Source organism: Elizabethkingia sp. YR214 (assembly GCF_003058195.1).
GTDB lineage: Bacteria > Bacteroidota > Bacteroidia > Flavobacteriales > Weeksellaceae > Elizabethkingia.
In genome coordinates this window covers 203,735-218,413 of the sequence record NZ_QBUH01000005.1, presented here as the reverse complement: position 1 = coordinate 218,413, position 14,679 = coordinate 203,735, and the positions used below count along the sequence as shown (strand labels likewise).

The 14,679-nt window shown below is 35.2% G+C and carries 11 protein-coding genes; 10 read left to right on the top strand and 1 reads right to left on the bottom strand.

The window, feature by feature from the left end; translation table 11 throughout:
* The 5 genes from C8J95_RS11740 (at position 1) to C8J95_RS11720 (ending at position 4,584) form a co-directional block, all read left to right on the top strand.
* Positions 1 to 960 carry a PhoH family protein gene (locus C8J95_RS11740; RefSeq protein WP_107808500.1) on the top strand — a complete coding sequence of 320 codons (960 nt, stop codon included), beginning with the start codon at positions 1 to 3 and terminating at the stop codon, positions 958 to 960.
* Positions 961 to 1,022: 62 nt separating this feature from the next.
* The gene (locus C8J95_RS11735; protein WP_035589203.1) at positions 1,023 to 1,517 is read left to right on the top strand and encodes an outer membrane beta-barrel protein; all 495 of its coding nucleotides are present in this window, start codon (positions 1,023 to 1,025) and stop codon (positions 1,515 to 1,517) included.
* Positions 1,518 to 1,667: 150 nt separating this feature from the next.
* Positions 1,668 to 2,159 carry a hypothetical protein gene (locus tag C8J95_RS11730; RefSeq protein WP_107808499.1) on the top strand — a complete coding sequence of 164 codons (492 nt, stop codon included), beginning with the start codon at positions 1,668 to 1,670 and terminating at the stop codon, positions 2,157 to 2,159.
* 133 nt (positions 2,160 to 2,292) lie between these two features.
* The gene (locus C8J95_RS11725) at positions 2,293 to 3,861 is read left to right on the top strand and encodes a hypothetical protein (protein ID WP_107808498.1); all 1,569 of its coding nucleotides are present in this window, start codon (positions 2,293 to 2,295) and stop codon (positions 3,859 to 3,861) included.
* A 132-nt stretch (positions 3,862 to 3,993) separates the two neighbouring features.
* A complete protein-coding gene (locus C8J95_RS11720) occupies positions 3,994 to 4,584 on the top strand; it encodes a porin family protein (RefSeq protein ID WP_107808497.1) in 591 nt (196 codons plus the stop codon).
* A gap of 46 nt (positions 4,585 to 4,630) precedes the next feature.
* Here the strand turns inward: C8J95_RS11720 and uvrA are convergent, their stop codons facing one another.
* A complete protein-coding gene (uvrA, locus tag C8J95_RS11715) occupies positions 4,631 to 7,423 on the bottom strand; it encodes an excinuclease ABC subunit UvrA (protein ID WP_107808496.1) in 2,793 nt (930 codons plus the stop codon).
* Between the two features lie 262 nt (positions 7,424 to 7,685).
* Here uvrA and C8J95_RS11710 point away from each other — a divergent pair, with 262 nt between their 5' ends.
* From C8J95_RS11710 to C8J95_RS11690, 5 genes are all read left to right on the top strand, one after another.
* The gene (locus tag C8J95_RS11710; protein WP_107808495.1) at positions 7,686 to 9,488 is read left to right on the top strand and encodes a TonB-dependent siderophore receptor; all 1,803 of its coding nucleotides are present in this window, start codon (positions 7,686 to 7,688) and stop codon (positions 9,486 to 9,488) included.
* Between the two features lie 103 nt (positions 9,489 to 9,591).
* Positions 9,592 to 10,311: a DUF2490 domain-containing protein gene (locus tag C8J95_RS11705; RefSeq protein ID WP_107808494.1), complete on the top strand. Its 720-nt coding sequence runs from the start codon at positions 9,592 to 9,594 to the stop codon at positions 10,309 to 10,311.
* Positions 10,312 to 10,413: 102 nt separating this feature from the next.
* Positions 10,414 to 11,544, top strand: coding sequence for a DNA polymerase III subunit beta (gene dnaN / locus C8J95_RS11700; RefSeq protein ID WP_107808493.1), 1,131 nt, complete (start codon positions 10,414 to 10,416; stop codon positions 11,542 to 11,544).
* Positions 11,545 to 11,705: 161 nt separating this feature from the next.
* The gene (gene pheT / locus C8J95_RS11695) at positions 11,706 to 14,105 is read left to right on the top strand and encodes a phenylalanine--tRNA ligase subunit beta (protein WP_107808492.1); all 2,400 of its coding nucleotides are present in this window, start codon (positions 11,706 to 11,708) and stop codon (positions 14,103 to 14,105) included.
* Between the two features lie 138 nt (positions 14,106 to 14,243).
* Positions 14,244 to 14,678, top strand: coding sequence for an META domain-containing protein (locus tag C8J95_RS11690; protein ID WP_059155382.1), 435 nt, complete (start codon positions 14,244 to 14,246; stop codon positions 14,676 to 14,678).
* The last annotated feature ends 1 nt before the right edge of the window (position 14,679 follow it).

Here is a 14,679-nt window from a genome sequence, read left to right as displayed (position 1 = left end):
ATGTATGAATTAAATTATGAACTGAAGGATATAGATACCAAGCAGTTTTATGGGGTACAGAATCAGTATTTCAATCTGATTAAGTCCTCATTTCCAACATTAAAAGTTACCGGAAGAGACAATTTTATCTTTGCTATGGGAAATAGTGAAGCGCTAAAAGTCCTGCAGGAAAAGCTGGACGATATTGTTTCTTTTATATCAAATAATAACAGCATAGAGCTAAAAGATGTAGAAAGCATCCTGAAAATAAGAGATGAAAACGAAAAACAACTCGTTTTTGACAGCGATATCTTATTAAAAGGTGTTGGCGGAAAGATTATTAAGGCTAAGACAACTAACCTTAAAAAGTTGGTTAAAGTTTCCGAGAAAAAGGATATGGTCTTTGCTATAGGACCTGCAGGAACAGGTAAGACCTATACAAGTGTAGCTTTAGCGGTAAGAGCTCTTAGAGATAAGCAGGTTAAACGGATTATATTAACCCGTCCGGCCGTAGAAGCAGGTGAGAGTCTGGGTTTCCTTCCGGGAGATATGAAAGAGAAGCTTGATCCATATATGCAGCCTTTATATGATGCTTTGAGGGATATGATCCCTTTTGAAAAGCTGGAAGGTTATATCGAGAAAAAGGTAATAGAAATTGCTCCTTTGGCTTTTATGCGTGGACGAACGCTGGATGATGCTTTTGTAATTCTGGATGAAGCACAGAATACAACGCATTCTCAGATGAAGATGTTCCTTACCCGTATGGGGATGAATGCCAAATTTATTATTACAGGAGACCCTAGCCAGATAGATTTACCAAAAAATCAACAATCCGGATTAAAAGAAGCGATGTTTATCCTTAAAAATATTGAAGAAATAGGCTTTATACATCTTACTGACGAAGATGTGGTAAGACACCCGGTGGTGAGAAAAATTATTCAGGCTTATAGCAGCGAAGAGGGTAGAATGCAGGAAAAATAAAATTTTAACATATTTTAGCATAGTATTTGTAATTGATAACCCACAGTTATAAAATTAATATTATGAAAAAATCATTATTGTTAGGTGCTTTTGCACTATTAGGGTTTGCTGCAAGTGCACAAACTACCGGACAATTGAAAATTGGAGCTAATATTGGTATCCCTGTTGGTGATATTTCTAATACTACTAGTTTTACTATGGGATTAGATGCGGCTTATCAGTGGAGATTAGCAGAAAATTTTGACTTAGGTATTGCGACTGGTTATCACCATTACTTCACAAAGTCAAAGTTTAAAGATATTGGTGGTAAAGATTATGGATTTATTCCAATTGCAGCATCTGCGCAATATTCTATCGATCCGAAGTTTTTTATCGGTGCTGATTTAGGGTATGGGATTTCTACTAATTCTGATATGACTAAAGGAGGTTTTTATTATCAGCCAAAAGTGGGTTATCAGCAACCAGACTGGGAACTTTATTTAGGATATAAAGGGATCTCAGTGGATGGTGGAAATGTAGGGTCTGTAAATCTCGGATTTAACTTTAAATTTAGATAGGTCAAACAACTTACTATAAATAAAACCTTCGTTGAAAAACGAAGGTTTTTGTTTTCTATTATAGCATACAGTGATAATGAAATATTAAGATAATTTAACTTATTAAATATTTTTATATCTTCACGCGGTGAAATAAAATTTTAAACTATTATGAAAAAAACATTATTGCTGGGTGCATTTGCACTTTTAGGTTTTGCTGCAAGCGCACAAACTACTGGACAATTCAAAATTGGAGCTAACGTAGGTATCCCTGTAGGTGATGCTTCTGATGTATCAAGTTTTACTTTAGGATTAGATGCAGCATACCAATGGAGATTAGCAGAAAATTTTGATTTAGGTATTGCAACAGGTTATCAGCACTTTTTCTTAAAATCCGATTGGAAAGATGCGGGGTTTTCTGATTTTGGATACATTCCATTGGCTGCATCTGCACAATATTCTATTGACCCTAAATTTTTTATTGGTGCAGATCTAGGATATGGCTTTGCGACAGGTAAAAATTCATCAGGAGGAGGATTTTATTACCAACCAAAAGTGGGTTATCAACAACCAAATTGGGAGCTTTATTTAGGTTATAAAGGAGTTTCTGATAACGGAAATATTGGATCCGTAAATTTAGGATTTAACTTTAAGCTGAAGTAAATTATATTTTAATATAGATTTAGTCCTCCGTTGAAAAGCGGAGGATTTTCTATATGATAAATATCATATATTAATATTGTTAATTATTTTAATGTGTTTTAATATATTTGAATTAATCAAATTATATTAAAATATGAAAAAAATTCTATTATCTGCTATTTTGCTTTCCAGCATTATAGCTTGCCGTGAGGAGTCTTTGTCTAACCGAGATGCTCAATTACAGGCTCAGCAAAATTTACTTGATGTAAAATCAGTTTATAAACAGGAATTCTCGATAGCATTGGCTAAAGCATTAGCTTCTAATGCTGATTTAAGAGACTTTATTAAAAAAGAAGCACTTAAAAAATTTGATAATGACTATGATATACTCTATCAAATAGTTAAGGATCGAATGGTTGGAGGAAAAATATTTAAGGATATTATCGCAGAGCAATATGATAAAAAAGAAAATCTAGAAGCTTTAGAAAGGCTGTATCCCACACTTACTATTTTTGTTCCCGAATTGCCAATGGATAGTTTTTCGGCAGAAAAATGGAATTCTAGAACTGAGATTCCACAAGTCGCCTATACTTTGGATACAACTAATGATACCCCAATAGTAAATGAAAAAGGGGAGGAATTTTTTTTAGAAGCTAAATACACGCCATCATTCCCGGTTGTAGTAGTAAAAGAGAATGAGAGAGTTAAAATTAGTACTAGTAATTCAATACGAAATAATACTGTAGCTTCTAATTCACCAGCAGTAATACAAGATAATGTATTGAAGGGAAGCTCTTATAATTTTGAATTTTTAGATGATGCTTTTAATGGGAATAAATCAAATAAAATTCTGAAATCTGCTTCAAAAATACAATCTGGGGCAATCATAAATTCGATAGAGTCCTTTGATTCTAAGATACAACAAGCTTACGAAATTTATAAAAATAATGATGGATGGCAGAGAGATTATATTTATTATGACATTACGCCTGGTCAGCAAAGAGGCCAATTTAAATATGATTTTAAAGAGTATTTAACTTCGTTTAGAATGAATAAAGGTAGTGATGTCTCAATTATATCTGGGGCAACAGGGGATCCTACTAATAATCCTAATTATGTAGAAGGAAAAGGCTTTACTACTGATATGCCAAGATCTCCATGGTCGGGAGGTCAATTTGAGTTTAGAGTGAATGTATTAGTTAATGCAAGTAATGGTATTGGAAGCTCTATTGTAAAATATTTTAGCGCTACACCTGATGAACTTTTTAATACAGAATATGAATTAGCTAAATATGTAAAGAAATTAGGGGTAGAAATGAAATTTTTTTCATTAAAAAAAATTGAACCAAGAACAATACCTTTAAATATCCCTTTGTTTAGTTGGGATCTCAATCAATATGCTTCATCAATTAAAATTAGTATTGAGGAGGTAGATTTTACCGAAGAAATAACAACTTCAGATACAAGAGATGTTAAATATGCTACTAACTTTGGTATTGATACGGATGGGTTAATAAAGAAAATTGGAATTAAATTTGGTGCTAGTTTAGAAAGAAATCAGTCTTCAACAGTAACACATAAAATAACAAAATCTAGTAATCAGCTTGGAGATGTTATTATTGCTTTTGGTGAAAAAATTATAACAGATTTACCATCAAGAGTTCGGGAAGATTATAGATCAGATTATTATACAATTACTGTAGAGCCTAGAAGAGTACAATAATTTTAAATTTACCCTCCGCTGAAAAGCGGAGGATTTTTATTTTAACAAAGAAGGATTCTAAATTATAAAATATCACAAAAGGATTAATTATATTTTATATCTTCGCGCGGTGAAATAATAATTTAAACAGTTATGAAGAAAAATTTATTGATTGGTGCATTTGCACTATTAGGATTTGCTGCAAGTGCACAAACAGAAAAAGGAAGTTGGGTTGTAGGGGGATCTACTACTTTAGGATTCAACAATGTAACAACTAAATTTAAAAGCAATAACGTTTCTATGGATGGCCCGAAGGTTAATTCATTTACAATTACACCTTCTGCTGGTTATTTTGTAATTGATAAGCTATCTGTGGGTTTAGATTTAGGCTTTACAAGTACGACTACAAAATATGATGATGCTAAGAGTACAAATAATACATTTGCTATCTTACCTACTGCTACCTATTACTTTACAGATAATACTGTAATTAAGCCTTATCTAGGAGCGGGTATAGGTTATTCTTCTATAACTGAAAAAGAAGAATACAGAGGAAGAACAAATGAAACTACATTTGATGGCTTTGCATGGAAAGTAAAAGGAGGTTTTGTATATTTCTTTACTCCAAGTATTGCAGCTGATTTAGGATTATCTTATTCTCAGTTTTCAAGTAAGAACAGTGGCGTTACAACAAATGTAAATTCCTTTGGAGTAGGAGTTGGTTTATCTGTATTCTTTAAATAGAAAACATATTACAACAAATAGAAAAGCCTGCAGAAGCAGGCTTTTTTTATTTTAATTTCTCTTCTATAAACCTTGCGGTATGTGAGGTTTTGTTTTTTATCAGTTCTTCAGGAGTTCCGGCGAATACAATTTCACCACCATACTTACCCGCTTCCGGACCTATATCGATAATGTAGTCTGCACATTTAATAATATCTGGCTGATGCTCAATCACAATAACAGAATGGCCAAGATTAACCAGCGCCTGTAACGAAATCATTAACTTGTTGATATCATGGAAATGGAGACCTGTAGAAGGCTCGTCGAATATAAATAAAGTCTTGTCGTGACTTGTACCTTTCACAAGGAAAGAGGCCAATTTTACCCTTTGTGCCTCACCTCCGGAAAGAGTAGAAGAGGATTGTCCTAATTGAAGGTAGCCTAACCCTACATCTTGAAGTGGTTTTAGTTTCTGAACAATCTTATCCTGATGATTGTCTTTGAAGAAATCTAAAGCTTCGTTTACCGTAAGATTAAGGATGTCCGAGATATTCTTTTCATCGAATTTTACATCCAGAATTTCATCTTTAAAACGAGAGCCATGGCAGGTTTCACATTGTAATTCAATATCTGCCATAAACTGCATGGAAACAGTAATTACACCTTCACCTTTACATTCGTCACAACGGCCGCCATCTACATTGAAAGAGAAATGTTTCGCTTTCAGTCCCATGTGCTTGGACATTTTCTGTTTAGCGAAAAGATCACGTATATCATCGTAAGCTTTCAGATAAGTCACAGGGTTGGAACGGGATGATTTTCCGATTGGATTCTGATCAATCATTTCGATATTCTGAATCAGCTTTTTCGGGAATGCTATCGAGTCAAAATCCGCTTTTTTACCTCCTAATTCCAGTTCTATCTGAACCGCTTGTGCCAGAACATCTTTCATTAATGTAGATTTTCCACTTCCCGAAACACCTGTTACTACAACTAAGCTTTCTAATGGGATATCTACATCAACATTTTTAAGATTGTTTTCTCTGGCTCCTTTTATATGGATAAATTCCTTCGGCTTTCTTCTGTGTTTGGGTACCGCAATTTCTTCAACACCGTTTAGATAATCAGAAGTTAGTGTATTTGCTTTTTTTATTTCCTCAAAGTCACCACTAAATACAACTTCACCACCCAGATAACCAGCTTCCGGACCTATATCTATAATATGATCTGCAGCACGCATCACATCTTCATCGTGTTCTACCACAATAACGGTATTTCCTAAGTCACGAAGATTTTTTAAGACTTCTATAAGGTTTTCTGTATCGCGGGAATGAAGTCCGATACTAGGCTCGTCCAGAATATAAATAGACCCGACTAAACTACTTCCTAAAGAGGTTGCCAGATTAATACGCTGACTCTCTCCTCCGGATAGGGTATTTGAGTTACGGTTAAGGGTAAGATAGCCTAAACCTACTTTTACTAAAAATTCTAAACGCGAAACAATTTCGTATACCAATCTTTTGGCAATAGCAGCATCGTGCTCGTTTAGATTCAGACTTTGAATACGTGGTAATAATTCATCTAATGGTAATTCAACCATAGACTGGATATTATGACCATCGATTTTCACCCAGGAGCTTTCTTCTCTTAGACGCAACCCTTCACATGTCGGACATGTTGTTTTGCCTCTGTAGCGGGAAAGCATTACACGGTACTGGATTTTGTAAAGATTTTCTTCAAGCATTTTAAAGAAATTATCTACACCAGGGAAGTTTGCTGATTTATCACCGCGCCATAAAAACTGACGCTGTTCTTTGGTAAGTTGAAAATAAGGTTTGTGTATTGGGAAATCCTTGGCTACCTTTTTTATAAAAGCAGCTTTCCATTCTTTCATGGTTTCACCGCGCCAAGGTGCAACAGCATCCTCATAAACCGAAAGGTTTTTATTAGGAACCACAAGGTCTTCATCGATGCCTATTATTTTCCCATAACCTTCGCAGGTAGGACATGCACCATAAGGATTGTTAAAGCTGAAAAAATGAATATTTGGTTCATTAAAAACAATGTCGTCCAGTTCGAATTTATTCGAAAACTCTCTGATTTTCTCGTTATCAGCATTTTTGATAGAACAATAGCCTTTGCCTTCATAAAATGCCATTTGTATAGAGTCTGCTAAACGTTGCAGGAAGGTTTCGTCATCTTCATATTTAAAGCGGTCGATAACCAGAAAGATTTCGGTTCCTGCTTCGGGTACAAATCCAAAGCTTTCCAGGTCTTCAATGCTGGCAACATTTCCACCAATTTCAAGTCTTGTAAAACCTTGTAGTTTTAAAGTCTTAAGCTGTTCTGCAAAATTTTCGGATTCATAATGCCATGGCGCTCGTAAAATAAGTGTAGGTGCATTTTTCTGAGCTTTAATAAAGTCAATGACATCGGTAACGCTGTCTTTTCTTACTTCTTCTCCGGATATAGGAGAATAGGTGCGTCCAACACGGGCGAATAATAATTTAAGATAATCATATATCTCTGTGGTTGTTCCCACTGTGGAACGAGGGTTAGAGGAGATTACTTTTTGCTGGATAGCAATTGAAGGAGCAAGTCCTTTAATATCATCTATCTTTGGTTTTTCCAGCTTCCCGAGAAACTGTCGGGCATAGGAACTTAAGCTCTCTACATAACGTCTTTGGCCTTCAGCATAGATTGTGTCGAAGGCTAAGGAAGATTTACCACTACCGGAAACTCCCGTGATAACGGTAAGCTTATTTTTCGGGATGGAAACATCAATATGTTTTAGATTATTGAGATGGGCGTTTTTAACAAAAATCTCTTTTTTAATATCTATATTGTCCTGGTGTGCCATAATAATTATAAGGATGCAAAATTACAAAAATTAAAGCCTAATACGAAGTAGATATTGGAATTGTAAATCATAAAAGATGCTAAATTATATAGTGAAGGGATATCCAAAATAAAACGGGAAGTTTACAAGTAAATGGATTAAAAAATGAGTAAACCGATGCAATCTATTAAAAACTAACCGGACTAGCACTTATCATAAAATCCGGATCCGGATATTTAGATGAGACTCCAGTACCTTTGCCGACTTAAAAATTACTGTTATAATGAAGAAACTATTACTAAGTGCTATTGTGTTGATTCCTACTGTCGGTATTATGGCCCAGGAAAAAGCGATTGATGAGGTAGTGATAGACGGGAAGTTCTTATCGCTTCCGTATAAAAAAGTAAGTGAAAATATTGAGATTATCACCAAAGAACAGATCGAGAAAGCACCTGCGCAATCTATTGAGGATCTGTTAGCTTACTATACAGGTGTAGATGTCAGAAGACGAGGCATGGCAGATACTCAGGCTGATGTTAGTATAAGAGGTAGTTCTTTTGAGCAGGTACTGATGCTGGTTAATGGTATCCGGATGAGTGATGCCCAAACAGGACATAATATGATGAATGTACCGTTCAGTTTAGCATCTGTTGAAAGAATAGAAATTATAAAAGGACCTGCAGCCCGCAGATTTGGACAAAATGCTTACGCTGGGGTTATTAATATCATTACAAAAGCTTCCGGTAAGGGTGAGTACAGAGTTTCTGCAACAGGAGGTGATTATAAAACATGGTCACTAGGAGCCGCAGCTGATTTTGGTAATGAGAAGTTTGGGAACTTTTTACAGGTAAATAACTCTGAATCTGCAGGGTATCGCTATAATACCGATTATAAAATTAAAAATTTCTGGTATCAGAACCAGATGAAAATAAAAGACGGAAGCATTAAATTTCAGGCTGGTTTTGTAGAAAAAAAGTTTGGGGCCAATGGCTTTTACTCGTCACCGGCAGCTAAAGATCAGTATGAAGAAACGCAAACTTCACTGGTAAGTGCAATCTATAATCAGAAATTTGGAAATTGGGGTGTAAATGCCAATTTATACTGGCGTAGGGCACAGGATATGTATCTTTTCGTGAGAAATAAGCCTGAAATCTATCGCAATATGCATATTGGTAATAACTATGGCGGGGAACTAAATTTAAGTTATAAATCGTCTCTTGGAGTTACAGGTATTGGTGCGGAAATGCATCAGGAAGATCTAAGAAGTAACAATCTGGGAGCTCGTGGGCGTTTTGTTACTCAGATCTTGGCGGAACATCATTTTTCTTTTATCAATAACCGATTGAGTATAATTCCGGGGGCAAGCTGGGTAAATTATACAGGTACAGGAAATTTCTTTTATCCCGGGGTAGATGTAGGTTTTGATATAGATAAACAAAACAAAGTATATGGTAATGTTGCAAAAGTACACCGAGTACCAACTTATACCGATTTGTTTTATCAGAGCAAAACAGAGCAGGGAAATGCTGATCTGAAACCTGAAAATGCTCTTTCCTATGAAATTGGTTACCGTTTCAATAGACAAAAATTCTTATTTAAAACAAGTGTATTCGGTAGGGATTCTAAAAATGCGATTGACTGGACAAGGACAGATGCAACGAGTATCTGGATGGCGGAGAATATTTCTGATGTAAAAACCAAAGGATTGGAAGTAGAAGCTTCGCAAGGCTTTAACAGTTTCGTGAAAAACATATCTGTAGGCTATACTTATCTTGATAGCAAAGCTAAAAACAATGATAAGGGTGAAAATTCACGTTATGCTTTGGAGAATCTGAAGCATCAGTTTAATGCAAAATTGACACTGGGGTACTGGAAGTTTACAAACGAACTTGTGTATCAGTACAACCAGCGTGTAACATTAGGAAGTTATAATCTTTTGGAAGAGAAGCTTACATTTAGTACCAAAGATGTTGATATTTTCTTGTTGATTAACAATATTACCAATGCAAAATATACCGGTGCAAGCCTTGTACCAATGCCGGGAAGATGGTTTCAGCTAGGCTTTAATTTTAAAGGTAAATTCTAGGTTCTTTTTTATTACTTTTGCCGAATGGAATATTTCATGTACAGAGTATTCCGTTTGATAAAGTAAATTTAGAATAAAAAGGTCATTAATTCCGGTTATACGAATGAAAAAACATTTTGTTTTTGTGCTGCTTACTTTGGCAGTTATAGGGAAAGCTCAGAATAAAGAGCATATTTCTTCTTTCAATATGTTATCAATTACTTATAAGTTTTCAAAAAAATGGATGGCTTATACGGAATTTCAGACCAGATCTATTGAGGATTATACCAATATCGATTATTACGAAACTAAAGGTGGTGTAGGGTATAATATCAACCGCGATAATCAGGCTTTTGTAGGAATAGGACGTTACGGAACTTATAAAGAACAAAAGATTTCTCAGGAAGAACTAAGGTTATGGTTACAGTATACTTATAGTCATAATATTGGACGTATAAATATTGATCACAGGGGACGTGCTGAACAGCGGTTTTTCCATATGTCGCAAACTGGAGAAAACACAACTGATAACAGATTCAGGTATCGTCTGAGTGCTACTATGCCGATTAACAATCCAAAGATGCAGGCCAATACTTTTTTTGTTAACGCATTTGAAGAGCTGTTTGTTGGTCCGAAATCTGATTTCCTAAAGAGAAACAGGCTGTTTACAGGATTTGGATATAAATTCAATAAATCGGTCAGTACTTCAATGGGGTATATGTGGCAGAGAGAATTTTCACCTAACGGAAACAAAAATTTACATTTTCTTTACATGGCGCTTAATTTCACTATTGATCACAGCGATGATGAACATGCCAGAGTAATCATTCCTGTAGTGGATTAGAGAATGTGCAAAAAAATACAATAAAAAAGGAAACTAAATCATCATTTAGTTTCCTTTTTGTATGGAGAATCATTATCTTTGTCTGCGTTATAAAATTATTTTATGAAATTTATTGTTGCCAGCGGCGAGTTACAAAAAGCCTTGCAGACGGTAAGCGGAGTAATTTCTGGTTCCCAGTCAAGACCGATTTTAGAGAATTTTCTTTTTGAACTGGAAAATGACAATCTAAAAATTACCGCTTCCGACGGAGAAACAACTTTAATAACTTCTATTCCTGTAAAGTCTGAAGACAACGGGAGAATGGCTGTTCCGGCTAAAATGTTTCTGGATGTAATTAAATCATTCGGAGATCAGCCTCTTACTTTTGTAGAAAAAGAGTCTGAAAACGGAATTGGCAGTCTTCTTGAGATTTTGGATGAGAAGGATAATTACTTCGTAGCATTAGACAATGCTGAGGATTATCCTGAGTTGCCAGAATTTGATGCTTCTAAAAGCGTGAAAATTCAGGCTGGAATTTTGTCAGAAGCATTGGTTAACACTCTGTTTGCAACAAGTAACGACTCACTAAGACCTGTAATGACAGGTGTTTTGTTCCAGTTTAATGAGAACGAAGTTAACTTTGTGTCTACCGACTCTCACCGTTTGGTAGTATACAACAGAAAAGATGTAATGAATATTGACAATATTGAATTCATTATGCCGAAGAAACCTTTGGCTATCATCAAGAACATCCTGTCCAATACAGACGATGAAGTTCTTATCGAATTCAATGAAAATATGGCTAAGTTCAGCTTCCAGGATAATATCTGGATCTGCCGTCTTATCGACGGTAAATATCCTAACTATACAGCTGTTATCCCGAAAGAGAATCCTAATGTATTAACGATTAACAGAAACTTATTACTAAGTTCTATCAGAAGAGCATCTATCTTCTCCAACAAATCGACTAATCAGGTAAGATTCAAACTTTCAGGAAATTTACTTCACCTTCACGCAGAGGATACCGAATATGCAAACAAAGCAGATATGCAGATTCCATGCGAGTACAACGGAGAAGATATTAATATCGGATTCAGCTCTAAGTTTTTAACAGAAATGCTTTCTGTTTTAGGATCAGATGATATTACGATGAAGATGTCACAGCCAAACCGTCCGGGGATTATAGAACCAGTAGACGGTCTTGAAGAAAATGAGAGCATCCTTATGCTTTCGATGCCTGTAATTGGCCTATAATTTTATTTTAATATAGACAAAAAGCTTCATCTTTATTTGATTGGATATAAAATATCGGATCAGATGCAGGATGAAGCTTTTTCTTTTATTAAATTTGCAGTTCAAAATTTTGTAATAAAAGCTGTGCGAAATACAGCAGCTAAATAATAAGAAAATAATACATGAAAATTTCTGATAAGTGGCTTAGAACTCACCTTGAAACAGATTTGTCAGCTGAAAAGCTTGGAATAATTCTTACAGATTTAGGTCTGGAAGTGGAAGGAATAGATCCTTATGAATCTGTGAAAGGAAGTCTTAATGGAGTAGTGGTTGGAAAAGTGCTTACTTGTGAGCAGCATCCTAATGCAGATAAACTGAAAGTAACTACTGTAGACATTAATACCGGAACACCTTTACATATCGTTTGTGGTGCACCCAATGTTGCTGCAGAACAAAAAGTAGCAGTGGCTACAATAGGTACTACAATTCATCTGAATAACGGAGATTCCTTTAAAATTGCTAAATCCAAACTTAGAGGAGAGGTGTCAGAAGGAATGCTTTGTGCTGAAGACGAATTAGGTCTTGGAGAAAGCCATGCCGGAATTATGGTATTGCCGGAAGAATATGAAGTTGGAAAGTCTTTATCCGATTATATTAAAGTAGAGCAGGATGAGGTTTATGAAATCGGACTTACACCAAACAGAACAGATGCTATGTCGCATTATGGTGTTGCCAGAGATCTTCAGGCTTATTTATCTTTGAATAAACTAAAATCTACATTCAACAAGCTTCAGGCTCCTGTAATTAACGGCGAAGGAAGCCATAACTTCAAACTTGAAGTTGAAGATACAGAATTAACACCTCGTTATTTAGGTGCTGTTATCGAAGATATTAAAGTTGAAGAATCTCCGGAGTGGTTAAAAAATCGTCTGAAAGCTATTGGCCTTGGACCTATTAATAATGTTGTAGATATTACCAACTATATTTTACATTCTTATGGACAGCCTTTGCATGCTTTTGATGCTGCAAAGATCAATGGACATGTAGTGAAAGTAGGAGTGGCTGCTGAAGGAACGAAATTCAAAACTCTGGATGGTACGGAGCGTATCTTGAATAGTACCGAAATTATGATCAAAGACGGAGATAATACACCAATGTGTATTGCCGGTGTTTTTGGTGGTGAAAATTCAGGAGTTTCAGAAGGAACAACTTCTGTGTTCTTAGAAAGTGCATATTTCAACCCTGTAGCAGTGCGTAAAGCTGCTAAGGCACATGGACTAAATACAGATGCTTCTTTCCGTTTCGAAAGAGGTGTAGATCCTAATATTACTAAAGATGCTTTATTAAAAGCAGTAGAGATGATTCAGGAAATTGCTGGCGGAAAACTAAAAGGAGAAATCCTTGAATCTTTCCCTAAGAAAGTTGATTATTTTCCAGTTATCCTTAGATATTCCAAAGTAGATCAGATTCTGGGAATTAAGATCCACAGAGAAACAATAAAAGAAATTCTGAAATCTCTTGATATATTAGTTCTGAATGAGATTAAAGACGGACTGGAAATTTCTGTTCCGCCATACAGAGCTGATGTAACCAGAGAAATTGATGTTATAGAAGAAATTCTTCGTGTTTACGGATATAACAAAGTAAGCTCTCAGGAGAAAATAGCATTTACACCAGTTCGTTTAACATTAGATGATCAGGATTCTCTGGAAAATTTCTGGGCGAGAATGTTACAGTCCAATGGCTTTAATGAAGTAATGAATAACTCTCTGACTTCTCTTAAAGAAGAAAAAGCAGATGCAGTTACCTTACTAAACCCGTTGAGTAATGAACTTAGCACAATGCGTCAGTCTTTATTAGAAGGATTATTACAGAACGCTGATTACAATATCAAGCGTAAGAATCAGGATATTAAATTCTTTGAGCTTGGAAAAATCTACTTCAAAAAAGAGAAATTTGAAGAGCGCAAACAATTGGCAATTCTTGTTTCCGGTAATAATAACCCTGAAAACTGGATACTGAGTAAGTCTCCGACGGATTTCTTCATCCTGAAAGGTTATGTTCAGTTATTGCTGGACAAATTAGGACTGAATACTACTGAAAAAGCTTTAGAAGATACACGTTTCTCAGATGCTTTAGAAATTGTTGCTGAAGGAAAAACTATTGCCAGAATAGGTGTTGTAAGCAAAGCTTTATTAAAAGATGCGGATCTTTCTCAACCTGCTTATTATGCAGAGATAGAACTGGAAGCTTGCCAGGCTTTAAGAAGCACAACTAACTTTAAATTCGTAGATATTCCGAAGTTTAATAAGATAAGAAGAGATTTAGCGTTATTAGTAGATAAAACTGTTTCTTATAACGATTTGCTTCAGGCATCTAATGATATTTCTTCTAACCTTAAGAAGATTCAGTTATTTGATGTTTACGAAGGTAAAAATCTTCCGGAAGGGAAGAAGTCTTATGCTCTAAGCTTTGAATTATTGAATACAGAGAAGACGTTAGAGGAAGCTGAGATTACAAATATTATGAATAAGCTGATTAAGAAGTATCAGAAAGAATTTAATGCTGAATTACGTTCTTAAATTCATTTATTGAAAAAAATAGTATTTTTACAATCTGCTAAAAGATTATAATTATGAAATCTGGACTGGTACAGTGGTCTTTTTCAATAGATTAAAGATTACTGTATTGGATACAGACTAAAAGATAAAAATTTACATATGAAAAAGCTTTTTTATATAGCCTCAATAGGAATTTTAGCTGCAGTGTCATCCTGTACTTCCACTGCTAATTTGGGAAATGTTTCTAAGATCGGAACACAGCAGCCTACATTGTCCAATACCCGTTGGGAGGTTATGGATAACCTTCAGACCAATGCAAAGCCTTATATAAGCTTTGATCCTGAAAAAGGAATGAGCGGAAATGCAGGTTGTAATAAAATCTTTAGTCAGGATATTACAATCCAGTCTAAGCAAGGAGATTTCTCTATAAAACAAATTGGTTCTACCAGAATGGCTTGTCCTAGTATGGATATGAAGATAGAGAGTAATTTTATTAAAATACTGGAGTCTGCCGATAAGTATGTTGTTGTAAAAAATACTCTGGAGCTCTATAAAGGAAATATGCTCTTAATGAAATTTCAGAAAGCAAACTAAA